Here is a 15,392-nt window from a genome sequence, read left to right on the forward strand (position 1 = left end):
TGAATGACCCTGAATTCTTTGGCTCCCCGAGCTGGGCTCGAACCAGCGACCTGCGGATTAACAGTCCGTCGCTCTACCGACTGAGCTATCGGGGAACTGCTAAGAAACGAGATTATGAACTAAAAATTTGAACTGTGCAAATCGCTGAGTTTTTTGCCTGTTTTGCCTGCTTGGTTTCCCATCGCAAAAAAACTCTGATATGATCTCGGTCTTTCCAGATCGGACCCTATAAATCAGGGCGACGGACCGGAAAAAAACAAAGATGTTTTGCTTGCAGTTCCGAAGCAAATGGTCTTGCCGGCATAGCTCAGTTGGTAGAGCAGCGCATTCGTAATGCGAAGGTCGTAGGTTCGACTCCTATTGCCGGCACCAGATTCCAAAAAGCAGCCCTCTCGGGCTGCTTTTTTCATTTCCGCGCCAACCTTTACGCGGGAACTCCCGCCCGCCGCCGCGCGTCCAACCAGCTGGACCATCCTGGCGGACACGACCATGCGCATCCTTCTAGTCGAAGACGACCTCATGATAGGCGAGAGCGTGCTGGACTGCCTGCGCGCCGAGAACTATGCCGTCGACTGGGTCAAGGACGGCAATGCGGCGGAACTCGCGCTGCGCACCGACACCTACGACCTCATACTGCTGGACCTGGGCCTGCCCAAGCGCGATGGCCTGTCGCTGCTGCGCGACCTGCGCACGCGCAAGGACCGCACGCCGGTGCTGATCGCCACCGCCCGCGACGCCGTGAGCGACCGCATTGCGGGGCTGGACGCCGGCGCCGACGACTACGTGGTCAAACCCTACGACGTGGACGAGCTGCTGGCCCGCATGCGCGCCCTGATCCGCCGCAGCGCGGGCCGCGCCGAGCCGGTGTTCGAACACGAAGGCATCACCATCGACCCCCAGTCCCACGCCGCCATGGTGGACGGCGCCCCCGTGACGCTGACCGCGCGCGAATGGGCGGTGCTGGAACCGCTGATCGCGCGCCCGGGCATGATTTTTTCGCGCGCCCAGCTGGAAGAAAAGCTGTACAGCTGGAAGGACGGCATCAGCAGCAACGCGGTTGAGGTTTATATTCATGGCCTGCGCAAGAAACTGGGTCCGAACCTGATCCAGAACGTCAGAGGCGTCGGCTATGTCATCCCCAAAACATGAGCATTCCGCTTAGCTACTCACTGAGAGCCAGGCTGCTTTTCTTCCTGTTGGCCGCGATCGTGGTCGGCGCGCTGGTGCAGGGCGCCATCGCTTACCGCAGCACTTTGGCGCAGGCCGACGACATCTTCGATTCGCTGCTGCAGCGCACCGCCCTGTCGCTGGGCACCGGCGACGCGCTGCTCAGCACGGGCCCGGCGCACGCGCGCGGCGCGGGCTCGCCCGTGGCCGATGACCTGATCATCCAGATCTGGACGCCCGACGGCGTGCGCGTCTTCAATTCCCGCTCCCGCCGCCCGCTGCCGGACCAGATCATCCTCGGCTTCTCCGACGCGAAGATGGAGGGCAGCACCTATCGCGTGTACTCGCTGGCCACGCCCTTCCAGGTCATCCAGGTGGCGCAGGACATGGCCGTGCGCACCAGCATGGCGCGCGCGCTGGCGCTGCGCACCATCGCCCCCATCGCCGCCGCCGCGCCCCTGCTCATGCTGATCGTCTGGTGCGTGGTCAGCTGGTCGCTGCGGCCGGTGAAGCGGGCGCGCGCCCAGGTCGCGGCGCGCCAGCCCGAGGATCTTTCGCCCGTCAGCGTGGAGGGCCTGCCCGATGAGATCCGGCCCCTGGTGCTGGAACTGAACCTGCTGCTGGAACGCATGCGCGGCGCTTTTGCGCAGCAGAAGCAATTCGTCGGCGATGCGGCGCACGAACTGCGCTCGCCCCTGACGGCGCTGCGCCTGCAATTGCAGGCCCTGCAACGCGCCAACGACACGGATGCGCGCCGGCTGGCCGAACAGCGCCTGGCCGCCGGCATCGACCGCGCCACGCGCCTGGTCGAACAACTGCTATCCATGGCACGCCATGAAAGCGCGGCCGGACAGACGCCGGCCGTAGCGGTGGACCTGGCCGACGTGCTGCGCCAGGCGCTCTCCGAAATGCTGCCCCAGGCGAACGCGAAATCGATCGACATCGATCTGGACGGCGCGCCGCAAGCATCGGTGCAGGGGCACCGCGACGCGCTGACGCTGCTGGTGCGCAACCTGCTGGACAACGCAATCAAGTACACGCCCGCCGGCAAGCGCGTCCACCTCCATCTGGAACAGGCCCCCGGCGAGACGGCCCTGCTGATCGACGATGAGGGCCCAGGTATTGCGCCGGACGAGCGCGAGCGCGTGTTCGACCGCTTTTACCGCGTCGAAGGCAATGCGCAGCACGGCAGCGGCCTGGGGCTGGCGATCGCGCGCAGCATCGCCGACCAGCATGGCGCCACGATCGAACTGCAGGACACGCCAACCGGCGCAGGCCTGCGCGTGAAGGTGGTTTTCCCGGCTTAAGACTCGCCTAAGTGTCAGGCCCGAAGATAGCGCCATGTCCTTCAACATGAACGCAGGAGCCGACATGAAGACCACCCAAATGAAACCCTCGCGCCTGGTGCTGGCGCTGCTGGCAGCCGGCGCCATAGGCGGCGCGGGCGCAACCGCCTTCACCGGCGGCGTTTCGATGGCGGCCAACGCGCCGGCCATCACCTCCTCCCTCCAGGCGCCGGGCACGTCCAGCCCGCCCAACTTCGCGCAGATCACGCGCGACTTCGGCCCGGCCGTGGTGAACATCAGCGTCAGCGGCACGCGCAAGGTGTCCGCCGACGAAGGCGATCCCTTCGCCCAGTTCTTCGGCCAGATTCCCGGCGCGCGCGGCCAGCGGCCTGCGCGCGAAGTCCCCATGCGCGGCGAAGGCTCCGGCTTCATCGTCAGCGCCGACGGCATCATCCTGACCAATGCGCACGTGGTGCAGGATGCCAAGGAAGTCACGGTGAAGCTGACCGACCGCCGCGAATACAAGGCCCGCGTGCTGGGCTCGGATCCGCAGACCGACGTGGCCGTCCTCAAGATCGACGCCAAGAACCTGCCGGTGGTGAAGGTGGGCGACGTCAACCAGCTGCAGGTGGGCGAATGGGTGCTGGCCATCGGCTCGCCCTATGGCCTGGAAAACACAGCTACCGCCGGCATCGTCAGCGCCAAGGGCCGCTCGCTGCCTGACGACACCTCGGTGCCTTTCATCCAGACGGACGTGGCGGTCAACCCCGGCAACTCGGGCGGCCCGCTGTTCAACGACCGCGGCGAAGTCGTGGGCATCAATTCGCAGATCTACAGCCGCACCGGCGGATTCCAGGGCCTGTCGTTCTCGATTCCGATCGACGTGGCCTACAAGATCAAGGACCAGATCCTCGAGCACGGCAAGGTACAGCACGCCAGACTCGGCGTGACGGTGCAGGAAGTGAACCAGGACCTGGCCAACTCCTTCAAGCTGGATACGCCCTCGGGCGCCCTGGTGTCCAGCGTGGAGAAAGGCAGCGCCGCCGACAAGGCCGGCCTGCAGCCCGGCGACGTGGTGCGTAAGATCGACGGCAAGACCATCGTGTCCTCGGGCGACCTGGCCTCCACCATCACGCTGGCGACCCCGGGCGAGAAGATCAAGCTGGACGTCTGGCGCAATGGTTCGCAGAAGGAACTGGTCGCCACCCTGGGTGGCGTGCCCAAGGACAAGACGCAGGCCGCGGCGGGAGATCAGGAGGTGCAGCGCGGCCAGCTCGGCCTGGCGCTGCGCCCGCTGAGCCCGCAGGAGCAGCAGGCGGCGGGCGCCGAAGGCTTGCTGATCGAACGTTCGATCGGACCGGCCGCCAAGGCGGGGATCGAACCGGGAGACGTGCTGCTATCGCTGAACGGCGTGCCGGTGCGCAATGTCGCACAGGTGAAGGATGCGCTGTCCAAGGCGGGCAAGACGGTCGCCCTGCTGGTACAGCGCGGCGAAGACAAGATCTTCGTGCCGGTGCAGATCGGCTGAGCCGGTCCGCACCCGGATAGCCGCTACTCCGCGTCGGGCTGCTTGCCCGGCGCGGCCGCGTCGAAGGCCGGCAGTGCGCGGCAGGCGGCGTCGATGCGCACGACGTTGGGCATGGCCGACAGGTCGCAGTCGAAACGCTGGGCGTTCGCCACCTGGGGCACCAGGCACAGGTCGGCGATCGTAGGCGTGTCGCCATGGCAAAAACGGCCGGTGGCGGAAGAACCCGCCAGTTGGGCCTCCAGCGCTTCCAGGCCCTGGTGCACCCAATGCTTGTACCAGGCGGTCTTGGCCGCCTCGTCCACGCCCAGGGTGTGCTTCAGGTACTTCAGCACGCGCAGGTTGTTCAAGGGATGCGTGTCGCAAGCGATGCCCAGCGCCAGATCGCGCACCCGAGCCCGGCCGATGGCGTCCGCCGGCAGCAACGGCACTTCAGGATGCGTTTCTTCCAGGTATTCGATGATAGCCAGCGACTGGCCGATGACGGCGTCGCCATCGATCAGCGTGGGCACCAGCGCGGTCGGGTTCAGCTTACGGTAGTCCGCCGACAACTGCTGGCCGCCATCCTTCAGCAGATGCACGGGCAGGTATTCGTAGGGCAAGCCCTTGAGGTTCAGGGCGATGCGCACGCGGTACGCGGCCGAGCTGCGAAAGTAGCTGTACAACTGCATGAAGTCTCCTTGGTGTTCTGATGCGGCGCCGCGCGCACGCGCGGCGCCCGCCTGCTTATTCCAGCGATTCCGTCTGCGCCGACTTGCGGGACAGGCCCTTGGGCAGCGGGAACGCCACGTTTTCTTCCAGGCCCGGCATGGTGCGCACCGACAGCGCACCCAGCTCCTTGACGCGGTCGATCACCTGCTGCACCAGGATCTCGGGCGCGGAAGCGCCCGCGGTCACGCCGATGCGCTTGCGGCCCACCAGCCAGGCCGGATCGATCGATTGCGCGCCGTCAATCAGATAGGACGCCACGCCCTTGCGCTCGGCCACTTCGCGCAACCGGTTGGAGTTGGAACTGTTGGGGCTGCCCACCACCAGCACCAGGTCGCAATCCGGGGCCATGACCTTGACCGCGTCCTGGCGGTTCTGGGTGGCGTAGCAGATATCGCTTTTCTTGGGCTCGACGATATTGGGAAAGCGCGCTTTCAGCGCCCGCGACACGGCCGCCGCATCATCCACCGACAAGGTGGTCTGCGTGACGTAGGCCAGGTTCTCGGGATCGGTCACCTGCAGGCTGGCGACATCCTCGGCGGTCTCGACCAGGTACATGCCGCCCTGCGCCTGGCCCAGCGTGCCTTCGACCTCGGGATGGCCCTTGTGGCCGATCATGATGATCTCGCGGCCGGCGGCGCGCATGCGGGCCACCTCGATATGGACCTTGGTGACCAGCGGGCAAGTGGCGTCGAACACGCGCAGCCCGCGGGATTCGGCCTCGGCCCGCACCGCCTTGGACACGCCATGCGCCGAGAACACCACGATGGCGCCGGCGGGCGCGTCGTCCAGCTCGTCGATGAAGATGGCGCCCTTGGCGCGCAGGTCTTCCACCACGTAGCGGTTGTGGACGATCTCGTGGCGCACGTAGATGGGCGCGCCGTGCAGCTCGAGCGCGCGCTCGACGATGTCGATGGCGCGATCCACGCCGGCACAGAAGCCGCGCGGCTGCGCCAGCAGGACTTCGGCGTCGGCGGCGGTGACAAGCTGGCTCATCAGAGGACTCCCAAGAGCGCCACGTCGACCCGCAAGCTGATGCCCGCGAGCGGGTGGTTGAAATCGAACAGGGCCGATTCGTCGTTGATTTCCTTCAGGACGCCCGAGTAGCGGCCGCCGTTGGGCGCGGCGAATTCCACCAGGTCGCCCGGATCGAAGGTGGCGTCGGCGCCGGCATGCTCGGCCAGCATGGCGCGCGTGACGCGCTGGATGAGTTCAGGATTGCGCTCGCCGTAGGCATCGGCGGGCGCCACCGTGACGCTGAAGCGCTCGCCTTCGGCGCGGCCGATCAGCGCGGCTTCCAGGCCGGGCGCCCATTGGCCGCTACCCATCTGCAGCGTGCCGGGGCGGCCGTCGAAGGTGTCAGCGAACACGGAATCCTTGCCGGGGCCGGAGGCCAGCGTGATGCGATAGTGCAGCGTCAGGTAGGAATCCGGACGGACCAAAACGTTCACTTCATTAGAGGCGATGCTCAAGATCTGCCACCGTATATGCAATTGAATAAACCTTGATTTTAGAGCCTCTTATGAAATTGTCCGACCGGCTGCCCAAACACGAGCGCCCCAGGGAGCGATTGCTGCGCCACGGCGCCGCCACGCTGCAGGACGCGGAGCTGCTCGCCATCGCCCTGCGCACCGGCATTCCAGGCCTGGACGTGGTGGAACTGGGCAACCAGCTGCTGACCAGGTTCGGCGGCCTGCGGGGGCTCCTGGGAACGACGCCCGAGGAGCTCGCCACGATTCGCGGCCTGGGGGTTGCCAAGGCGTGCATGCTGGCCGCCCTGCTGGAACTGGCCCGCCGCGCCGTCGAGGAGGATCTGGCCCGCAACAGCAACCTGGACCACCCGCCGCAGGTAAAACAATATTGCAAAATGGCGCTGGGGCACCGCCAGGTGGAACACTGCATCGCGCTCTACCTGGACAACCGGCTGCGCCTGATCGCCACCGGCGAACTGGCGCGCGGCACGCTGTCCCAGGCATCGGTCTACCCTCGCGAGGTCGTGCGCGAAGCCCTGCGCCACCATGCGGCTGCCCTGATCATCGCCCATAACCACCCCTCCGGCCTGGCCGAGCCCAGCGCCGCGGACCGCATATTCACCCAGCACCTGAAACAGGCGCTCGCGCTGGTGGACATCCGGCTGGTGGACCATCTGATCGTCGCCGCCGGCACGGTCGTGTCCATGGCCGAACTCGGCGGCCTGTAGGGGCTGCGGATGGCGCCCGAATTCGTTAGACTAGCGCCCGCAATTGCTTTAGGCTTAACGCATCTCTCGACCCACCCCGCCTGACATGAAACGCTTGTGGGACATTTCCCCGCCCGTCTCCACGGCCTCGCCAGTCTTTCCTGGCGACACGCCGTACCGCCAGCAATGGAAATGGTCGCTTGCGCCCGGCTGTCCGGTGAATGTCAGCGAAATCACCATGTCGCCGCACATCGGCGCGCATGCTGACGCTCCGCTGCACTACCAGAACGGCGCCGCCGCCATCGGGGCGGTCTCGCTGGAACCGTTCCTGGGCCCCTGTCGCGTCATCCATGCCATCGACTGCGGCCCCCTCATCACGGTGGACCACCTGGCCCATGCGGCCTTGAACTTGCCGCCCCGCGTGCTGGTCCGCACCGCCAAGCATGCCGCGCAGGACTGGTGGACCGACGATTTCTCCGCCTACGCGCCCCAGACCATCGAATGGCTGGCCGAACGCGGCGTCATGCTGATCGGCCTGGATACGGCCAGCATCGACCCCGCGTCCAGCAAGACCCTGGACAGCCACCATACGATCTTGCGGCACGACATGCGGGTACTGGAGAACCTGGTGCTCGACGATGTGCCGGAAGGCGATTACGAGTTGATCGCACTGCCGTTGGCGCTGGTCCAGGCCGATGCCAGCCCGGTTCGCGCCGTCTTGCGCGAACTGTAGGCTGGTCCGCTGGCCACAGGCGGCTGACCGGGTTCAGCCGCCGGTTCTGGAAGCATGACCATGAAAGACCATTCCGATTTGCATGCGGCGCTTGCCTGCGCCCGCCCCCATGCGCCCTCGTGGCGCGCCCTGCCCGCCTCCGCGCGCCGCGCCGCGCCGCCCTGCCATGGAGGCCGCGCATGAGCCACTCCGAACGCCCCGAAGACATCGTCCGCCAGGAAAAAGCGCAACTGGACTTCACGCGCGACATGACCTACGGCGACTACCTGCATCTGGACGAACTGCTGGGTGCGCAGCATCCGCTGTCGCCCGAGCACAACGAGATGCTCTTCATCATCCAGCACCAGACCAGCGAACTCTGGATGAAGCTGATGCTGCACGAGCTGCGCGCCGCCATCGCCAACGTGGCCGCCGACCGGCTGCAGCCGGCCTTCAAGATGCTGGCCCGCGTCAGCAAGATCATGGAACAGCTGGTCCATGCCTGGGACGTGCTGGCGACCATGACGCCGCCCGAATACTCCGCGCTGCGTCCCTATCTGGCGCGTTCCAGCGGATTTCAGAGCTACCAGTACCGCCAGGTCGAATTCCTGTTGGGCAACAAGAACGCCGCCATGCTCAAGCCGCATGCGCACCGCGAGGACCTGCTGGCCCAGGTGCGCAGCGCCTATGAAGCGCCGTCGCTGTATGACGAGGCGCTGCGGCTGCTGGCGCGCCACGGCCTGGATGTGCCGGCCGACCACCTCGAGCGCGACTGGACCCAGCCCTACCAATCGTCGGCTGGCGTGGAGGCCGCCTGGCTGACGGTCTACCGCGAGCCCGACCGCTATTGGGACCTGTACCAGCTGGGAGAAAAGCTGACTGACCTGGAGGACGCGTTCCGCCTGTGGCGCTTCCGCCACGTCACCACGGTCGAACGGGTCATCGGCTTCAAGCGCGGCACCGGCGGCACATCGGGGGTGGATTACCTGCGGCGCATGCTGGAAGTGGTGCTCTTCCCCGAGATCTGGAAGCTGCGCACGGATCTCTGAACGCAGCCCTTTATCCGGCCCCAAATTTTTAGCAGGAAGCAGCGCCCAGCACGGGCGTGCTTCCCTCTTGGCCTGGCCAAAATTCCCATGCTAGAATTTGGGGTTACTTTTTGGATACGTGGCTGGAACAGTCGACGAGTATCCGGCCGCTAGGCAGCCCCGATGACCATATCGGAGGAATTGCCGGGCAGGCGGGATGAGCGCGCGTCCTGGCTGGCGACCCTAACAACTTGCAAGGCTCGGAAGAGCCTTAGGAAAGCACCATGAAAGAAGGCATTCACCCCGAATACCGCGAAGTCGTCTTCGCCGACCTGCAAACGGGCAACAAGTTCATCACCCGTTCGACCGTGCACACGCGCGAAACCGTTGAAATCGACGGCAAGTCGTACCCGCTCTTCAAGTGCGACGTGACCTCCGAATCGCACCCGTTCTACACGGGCGCCCAGACCCGCATCGTCGAAACCGGCCGCGTGGAAAAGTTCCGCGCCCGTTTCGCCCGCACTGCCGGCACGGTCAAGTCCGCTTCCTGATCTGTCGCTCCCCCGGGAGCCGCAGCGAAAAGGCAGCCTCCGGGCTGCTTTTTTTTCTCCCTGGCCGTCCAGTTTTGACGCTGGGTACTAGCGCAATCAGACCACTCGGTTACATTAACGCCCGTGTCCCCACTTTCTATTTCCACTCCGGCCCGGCTCACGTCCGTGGCCACCGCGAAACTGCCCAGGCTGATCCTGCTGGGCTTGTCGCTGGCCTATATCGTGGCCGGCCTGTTCATGCGCGACCCGTGGAAAACAGATGATGCGGTGGGGCTGGCGACCATGCTCACGGCGATCCGCGAAGGCGGCATCACCTGGCTGCTGCCGCAGGTGGGGCACCTGGCCCATGCCGAGGAAGGTCCGCTGATCACCTGGGTGGGCGCGATCTGCATCTGGCTGTTCGGTCCCATCATCGGCGACATCCCCGCCGGCCGCCTGCCCAATCTGCTGTGGTTCGGCATCACCGCGACCAGCGTCTGGTATGGCACCTATCTGCTGGGCCGCCGCGCCGAAGCGCAGCCGCTGGCCCTGCCCTTCGGCGGCGAGCCGGAACCCCGCGACTACGGCCGCATGCTGGCGGACGCCGCGCTGCTGCTGCTGCTAGCCACGGTCGGCATCCTGCAGCGCACCCACGAAACCACCGTCGTGCCCGCCATCATGGCGTGGCAGGCGCTGGCCTTCTATTCGCTGGCGCGCAGCATCGACCGGCCGTTCACCGGCAGCACCACCCTGGGCATCGCCCTCGCGGCCAGCTTCCTGACCCGCGGCTGGGTCGGCGCCATCCCGATCATGGTGGGCGTAGCCCTGGCGTTCTATCCCCGCAGCCGGCTGTGGAAATGCCGCCGCTGGCTGCCCTGGACCGCGCTGCTGGCCACCCTCCTTATCCTGGCCTGGTGGATCCCCGCCAGCCACGGCAGCGAATACTGGATCCGCAACTGGAAGACCTGGAACCTGTCGTCCTTCACCGCGCCCTCCTGGCACGACATCGGACGCACCCTGCGCGACCTGCCCTGGTACCTGTGGCCGACCTGGCCGTTGGCTTTGCTGGCCATCTGGCGCTGGCGCGCCTGGCTTTATGCGCCGCACATCTGGCTGCCCCTGAGCCTGCTGGTGTGCTCCGCGGTCGTCCTGTTCGGCCTGGAAGAAGCTTCTGACTCCGAGTATGTGCTGCTGGCCGTGCCCTGCGCGGTGCTGGGCGCATTCTCGCTGCCCACGCTGCGCCGCGGCGTGGTCAACACGCTGGATTGGTTCGCGGTCATGTGCTTTTCGCTGACGGCGACCACGGTCTGGCTGGGCTGGGTCGCCCTGCACTTCGGCTGGCCGGCGCAGATTTCGCGCAATATCGCCCGCCAGACCACCGGCTACCAGCCCGAGATCTCCTGGGTGGCGTTCGCGCTGGCCTTGGGGTTCACCGTGGGCTGGATCGCGCTGGTGGTGTGGCGGCTGCGGGTGCGCCCACAGGCGCTATGGCGTGGCACCGTGCTGTCGGCCGGCGGCCTGACCGTGACCTGGATCCTGCTGGTGCTGCTGTGGCAGCCCGCCGTGGACTACGCCCGCAGCTATCGCACCGTGTCGGGCCAACTGGCCCTGGCGCTGGAACAGAACGTGCGTCCCGGCGAGTGCGTGCGCGGACTAAGCCTGGGCAGCGGACAGCGCGCCTCGTTCCTGATCTTCAATAATCTGACGTTCACGTTCGACTCCAAGTGCACGCTGGTGCTGCAGCAGACCAGCAACCAGAGCCTGCGGGACAATACCGCCGCATACAGCGACGGCGCCGAAGTGCTATGGCAAGGCGGCCGCCGCGCCGACCGTCAGGAAGTATTTCGCCTGCTCAGAGTCGGCACTCCCCGATGACGCCCGCGCCCGCCGCGCCGATCAGTTTCGGCGCCACCCTGCGCGGCATCGCCAGGCAGGCCTGGCCGGTGCTGGTCAGCCAATGGGCCGGCATCTCCTTCGGCGTGCTCGACACCGCCATGACGGGCCACTCCAGCGCCGCCGACCTGGCGGCGATGGCGCTGTCCGCATCCATCTACATCACCGTCTTTGTCGGGCTGATGGGCGTGGTCCACGCCCTGATCCCCATCCTGGCCCAGCACTTCGGCGCCGGCAACAATCTTGAGGTCGGCCGCAGCTGGGGCCAAGGCGTTTGGCTGGCGCTGGGGCTGTCCGTGGTGGGCGCCGTGCTGATGTTGTTTCCGAACATGTGGTTGTCCATGTCGGGCGAAGTCGCCCCCGGCGTGCGCGAACGCATCGGCTCGTATCTGCAGGCCCTGGTGCTGGCCCTGCCCGCCGCGCTGGTGTTCCGCACTATCTATGCGCTGGGCACCTCGGTCTCGCGCCCCAAGCTGGTCATGGCAATCAACCTGACGGCGATCGGCTTCAAAGCCTTCTTCAACTGGCTCTTGATTTACGGCAATCTTGGCCTGCCGGCCATGGGCGCCACCGGCGCCGGGCTGGCGACGGCCGTGGTGTCATGGATGAGCCTGGGGCTGGGCCTGTGGGTCATCACCCATGACCGCTACTACCGACGCTTCAAGCTGCACGTCGGCAAGCCCGACTGGAAGACGCTCAAGGAACTGCTGCGCCTGGGCATCCCCATGGGCGGTTCATATCTGGTGGAGGTATCGGCCTTCACGTTCATGGCCCTGCTAGTGGCGCGCGAAGGCACTTTCGTGACCGGCGGCCACCAGATCATGTCCAACCTGGCCGCCCTCTGCTACATGATGCCGATGGCGCTGGGCGTGGCCACGGCAGCCCTGACCGCGCAGGCCATCGGCGCGGGCAATCTCGCGCACGCGCATCGCACTGGCATGGCGGGTCTGACGTTGGGCATCCTGGGCGCGCTGCTCACGGCGGCGGTGCTGCTGGCCGGCCGCCCGCTCATCCTGGCCGCCTACACCGACAATCCCGAGGTGGCCGCGGTCGCGACCACGCTGCTGGCGGTCCTGCCCCTGTTCCACCTGTTCGACTCGATGCAATGCATCAACTCCTACCTGCTGCGCGCCTACAAGGTCGCGGTGGTGCCGCTGCTGCTGCAAGTGGTCGCCCTGGCGGGCGTGGGCCTGGTCGGCGGCTGGTGGTTCGGCTTCGGCCCGGGCCGCGGCGGCCTGGACGGCGTGCGTGCCATCCTGGTGCCGGGCTCGCCGCAGGGCGCGGGCAGCATGTGGTTGATGGCCATGGTCGGACTGGGACTGTCGGCCGCGCTGCTGCACTATTGGTACCGGCGCATCGTGCGCGGGACGATCAAGTAAAAAAAGCAGCCTTGCGGCTGCTTTTTGACTACTGCGTACAAGAATCCGCCCCGCCGCCGGGCCGCCCCAAGGGGAAAGCCCCCCCCCTCGGGGGGCAGCTAACCCGCGCAGCGGGCGCGGCGTGGGGGCCTTTCCCCGCCGGGCCGCCCCAAGGGGAAAGCGCCCCCTCGGGGGGCAGCTAGCCCGCGCAGCGGGCGCGGCGTGGGGGCCTTTCCCCGCCGGGCCGCCCCAAGGGGAAAGCGCCCCCTTCGGGGGGCAGCTAGCCCGCGCAGCGGGCGCGGCGTGGGGGCCTACTTCGGCCGTTTATCGATCACGCGGCGCGCCTTGCCGGTCAGCGTGCGTTCCACGTGGCCCGAATCCGACACCTGGATGCGCGCGCTGACGCCGATATGCGTCTTGACCGCATGCTGCAGCTGCTTGCCCAGGTTCGCGCGTTCCGCGTCCGACAGGGTCGAGAACTCGGCGCGCAACTCGGTCAGGATTTCCAGCTCGTCCATATTGCCGGAGCGCGACAGCACCAGTTGGTAGTGCGGCGCCAACTGGGCGATCTTCAGGACCAGTTCCTCGACCTGCGTCGGGAACATGTTGACGCCGCGCACGATCAGCATGTCGTCGCTGCGGCCGGTGATCTTGCCGATGCGCCGCATGCTGCGAGCGGTCGGCGGCAAGAGGCGCGTCAGGTCGCGGGTGCGGTAGCGGATGATGGGCATCGCTTCCTTGGTCAGCGAGGTGAACACCAGTTCGCCCGGCTCGCCGTCGGCCACGGGTTCGCCCGTGTCGGGATTGATGATTTCCGCGTAGAAATGGTCCTCCCAGACCACCGGGCCGTCCTTGGTTTCGACGCACTCGCTGGCCACGCCCGGCCCCATCACTTCGGACAGGCCGTAGATGTCCACCGCGTCGATGCCGGCTTCGGTCTCGATGTCGGCGCGCATCTGCCCGGTCCAGGGTTCGGCGCCGAAGATGCCGATGCGCAACGAGCTTTGACGCGGATCAATCCCCTGGCGGCGCTGTTCCTCCAGAATATTGCAGAAGTAGGAAGGCGTGACCATGATGATGTCCGGACGGAAATCGTTGATCAGCTGCACCTGCTTTTCGGTCTGTCCGCCCGACATCGGGATGACCGTGCAGCCCAGGCGTTCCGCGCCGTAATGCGCGCCCAGGCCGCCCGTGAACAGGCCGTAGCCGTAGGCCACGTGCACCGTGTCGCCGGGCTTGCCGCCCGCCGCGCGGATCGAGCGCGCCACCAGGTTGGCCCAGTTGTCCAGGTCGCTCTTGGTGTAGCCCACGACCGTCGGCTTGCCGGTGGTGCCGCTGGAGGCGTGGATGCGCGAGATGCGCTCGCGCGGCACGGCGAACATGCCGAAAGGATAGTTCTCGCGCAGTTCCTTCTTCGTGGTGAAGGGGAACCTCGAGATGTCGGACAGCTGCTTCAGGTCGTCCGGGTGCACCCCGGCTTCATCGAAGGCCTTCTTGTAGTGCGGAACATTTTCGTAGGCATGCTTGAGCGACCACTTCAGCCGCTCCAGCTGCAACGCGCGCAGCTCATCCTCGCTGGCATGCTCGATGGGGTCCAGCCCCGGCTTGCTCATGGTGTTGGACATGGTTATCTCTCTCCTGAAATTCTCTCTGCGCGGGGCCTGATCGCGGCGGGCGGAAGCCCTGCCCGCTCGCAACGCGGCCCGCGGCCGTATCTCTTTGCTTGGCTGGCTGCCTTAAGCGTCCGCGGGGACGCCGACGATCTGGCCCTTGATGCGGTAGGAGCGGCCGCGGAACAACGCCACGTTGCGCCCCTCCTGGTTGGTCACGGTTACGTCGTAGACGCCGGTGCGGCCGGCCAGCGAGCGCTCCTGCGCCACCGCCGTCAGCAGATCGCCTTCGAAACCCGGCGCCAGGTAATCGATGGTGCAGCCCGAAGCCACGGTGCTGACATTGCGCGAATTGCAGGAAAACGCGAAGGCGCTGTCGGCCAGGGCGAAGATGAATCCGCCGTGGCAGGTCTTGTGGCCGTTCAACATGTCGGCGCGCACGCGCATGGTCAGGCGCGCGTAGCCCGGCGCCATTTCCTCGACTTTCATGTCCAGGCCCTGCGACGCGGCATCGCCCGCGTACATCACGGTGCCGACGGCGTGCGCCAGCTCCTGGGGATCGGCCGGCACTTCGACCGCGGGAACGTGTGCGTTCATTCTTATTGCCCCTTGAATTGCGGTTCGCGCTTGCCGAGGAAGGCGGCCACGCCTTCCGCGTAGTCCGCGCTGCGGCCCAGTTCGCGCATCATGTCGCGTTCCAGATCGAGCTGCGTGGACAGGTCATTGCCCAGGCTGGCCTGCATGGCCCGCTTGGTGTATGCCAGGCCCATGGTCGGCGCCTTGGCGAAGTGCTGCGCCAGGCCTTCCAGCGCGGCGTCGAATTCCTCGTCCGCCACGCATTGCCAGATCAGGCCCCATTCTTCGGCCTGCTTGGCGCTGAGCTTGTCGCCCAGCATGGCCAGGCCCATGGCGCGGGCGCGGCCGACCAGGCGCGGCAGCACAAAGGTGCCGCCCGTGTCGGGGATCAGCCCGAGGCGGCAGAACGACTGGATGAACGTGGCCGAAGCCTTGGCGATGACGATGTCGCCGGCAAACGCCAGGTTGGCGCCCGCGCCGGCCGCCACGCCGTTCACACCCACCACGACGGGCATGGGCAAGGCGTTCACGCGGCGCACCAGCGGCCCGTAGAACTTGTCGACGGTCTCGCCCAAGTCGGGCGGCGTGCCATCGGCCGCGGGCTTGCGCTCGCTCAGGTCCTGGCCGGCGCAGAAACCGCGGCCGGCGCCGGTCAGCACCAGCACGCGCGCGCCTTCGGTTTCCACGCGGGTCAGGGCATCCGCCACTTCGCCGTGCATGTTGGCCGTGAAGCTGTTCAGCTTGTCGGGGCGGTTCAGCGTCAGGCGCGCGATGCCGCCGGACAGGTCGAATTGGATATCCTGGTAGCTCATGTCGGCCG

General features: G+C 66.7%; 15 protein-coding genes and 2 tRNA genes. 10 read left to right on the forward strand and 7 right to left on the reverse strand.

The annotated features are described in order from the left end of the window. Positions 1-19: 19 nt before the first annotated feature. Positions 20-95, reverse strand: a tRNA-Asn gene (locus FOC84_RS03660). Between the two features lie 201 nt (positions 96-296). Here FOC84_RS03660 and FOC84_RS03665 point away from each other — a divergent pair. The 4 genes from FOC84_RS03665 (at position 297) to FOC84_RS03680 (ending at position 3,981) form a co-directional block, all read left to right on the forward strand. Continuing rightward, a tRNA-Thr gene (locus tag FOC84_RS03665) sits at positions 297-372 on the forward strand. Positions 373-489: 117 nt separating this feature from the next. Further along, positions 490-1,149: a response regulator gene (locus FOC84_RS03670; RefSeq protein WP_173143223.1), complete on the forward strand. Its 660-nt coding sequence runs from the start codon at positions 490-492 to the stop codon at positions 1,147-1,149. Further along, positions 1,146-2,474, forward strand: coding sequence for an ATP-binding protein (locus tag FOC84_RS03675; protein WP_173143224.1), 1,329 nt, complete (start codon positions 1,146-1,148; stop codon positions 2,472-2,474). Before FOC84_RS03670 ends, FOC84_RS03675 begins: the two co-directional genes overlap by 4 nt. 64 nt (positions 2,475-2,538) lie before the next feature. Beyond that, on the forward strand, positions 2,539-3,981 hold the full coding sequence (locus FOC84_RS03680; RefSeq protein WP_173143225.1) for a DegQ family serine endoprotease: 1,443 nt from the start codon (positions 2,539-2,541) through the stop codon (positions 3,979-3,981). Positions 3,982-4,004: 23 nt separating this feature from the next. Here the strand turns inward: FOC84_RS03680 and maiA are convergent, their stop codons facing one another. Genes maiA through FOC84_RS03695 form a run of 3 tightly spaced genes read right to left on the reverse strand, consistent with a single transcriptional unit; the run spans position 4,005 to position 6,158 of the window. Beyond that, positions 4,005-4,649, reverse strand: a complete 645-nt coding sequence (maiA, locus tag FOC84_RS03685) for a maleylacetoacetate isomerase (protein ID WP_088139247.1) — start codon at positions 4,647-4,649, stop codon at positions 4,005-4,007. A gap of 55 nt (positions 4,650-4,704) precedes the next feature. Then, positions 4,705-5,682, reverse strand: coding sequence for a 4-hydroxy-3-methylbut-2-enyl diphosphate reductase (gene ispH / locus FOC84_RS03690; protein WP_173143226.1), 978 nt, complete (start codon positions 5,680-5,682; stop codon positions 4,705-4,707). Beyond that, a complete protein-coding gene (locus FOC84_RS03695) occupies positions 5,682-6,158 on the reverse strand; it encodes an FKBP-type peptidyl-prolyl cis-trans isomerase (RefSeq protein WP_173143227.1) in 477 nt (158 codons plus the stop codon). The genes ispH and FOC84_RS03695 overlap by 1 nt, the downstream gene beginning before the upstream one ends. Before the next feature lie 50 nt (positions 6,159-6,208). Here FOC84_RS03695 and radC point away from each other — a divergent pair, with 50 nt between their 5' ends. From radC to FOC84_RS03725, 6 genes are all read left to right on the forward strand, one after another. Continuing rightward, complete coding sequence (gene radC / locus FOC84_RS03700) at positions 6,209-6,886, forward strand: RadC family protein (RefSeq protein WP_173143228.1); 678 nt, start codon at positions 6,209-6,211, stop codon at positions 6,884-6,886. A gap of 85 nt (positions 6,887-6,971) precedes the next feature. After that, positions 6,972-7,598 carry an arylformamidase gene (kynB, locus tag FOC84_RS03705; protein WP_054450978.1) on the forward strand — a complete coding sequence of 209 codons (627 nt, stop codon included), beginning with the start codon at positions 6,972-6,974 and terminating at the stop codon, positions 7,596-7,598. A 179-nt stretch (positions 7,599-7,777) separates the two neighbouring features. Further along, a complete protein-coding gene (gene kynA / locus FOC84_RS03710; RefSeq protein ID WP_173143229.1) occupies positions 7,778-8,626 on the forward strand; it encodes a tryptophan 2,3-dioxygenase in 849 nt (282 codons plus the stop codon). 263 nt (positions 8,627-8,889) lie between these two features. After that, positions 8,890-9,156, forward strand: coding sequence for a type B 50S ribosomal protein L31 (locus tag FOC84_RS03715; RefSeq protein WP_173143230.1), 267 nt, complete (start codon positions 8,890-8,892; stop codon positions 9,154-9,156). Positions 9,157-9,279: 123 nt separating this feature from the next. Beyond that, positions 9,280-11,010: an ArnT family glycosyltransferase gene (locus FOC84_RS03720; RefSeq protein WP_173143231.1), complete on the forward strand. Its 1,731-nt coding sequence runs from the start codon at positions 9,280-9,282 to the stop codon at positions 11,008-11,010. Then, complete coding sequence (locus FOC84_RS03725) at positions 11,007-12,407, forward strand: MATE family efflux transporter (RefSeq protein WP_173143232.1); 1,401 nt, start codon at positions 11,007-11,009, stop codon at positions 12,405-12,407. The genes FOC84_RS03720 and FOC84_RS03725 overlap by 4 nt, the downstream gene beginning before the upstream one ends. A gap of 290 nt (positions 12,408-12,697) precedes the next feature. Here FOC84_RS03725 and paaK read toward each other — a convergent pair whose 3' ends face one another. The 3 genes from paaK to paaG all read right to left on the reverse strand — a co-directional run bounded on the left by paaK (position 12,698) and on the right by paaG (position 15,384). Next, entirely contained in the window at positions 12,698-14,011 is a 1,314-nt protein-coding gene (paaK, locus tag FOC84_RS03730) for a phenylacetate--CoA ligase PaaK (RefSeq protein ID WP_173143233.1), read from the reverse strand. Between the two features lie 111 nt (positions 14,012-14,122). After that, positions 14,123-14,593 carry a hydroxyphenylacetyl-CoA thioesterase PaaI gene (paaI, locus tag FOC84_RS03735; protein WP_173143234.1) on the reverse strand — a complete coding sequence of 157 codons (471 nt, stop codon included), beginning with the start codon at positions 14,591-14,593 and terminating at the stop codon, positions 14,123-14,125. Positions 14,594-14,595: 2 nt separating this feature from the next. Beyond that, positions 14,596-15,384, reverse strand: a complete 789-nt coding sequence (gene paaG / locus FOC84_RS03740; RefSeq protein ID WP_173143235.1) for a 2-(1,2-epoxy-1,2-dihydrophenyl)acetyl-CoA isomerase PaaG — start codon at positions 15,382-15,384, stop codon at positions 14,596-14,598. Between the last annotated feature and the right edge of the window lie 8 nt (positions 15,385-15,392).

The organism is Achromobacter pestifer (genome assembly GCF_013267355.1).
Taxonomy (GTDB): Bacteria; Pseudomonadota; Gammaproteobacteria; order Burkholderiales; family Burkholderiaceae_B; genus Achromobacter; species Achromobacter pestifer_A.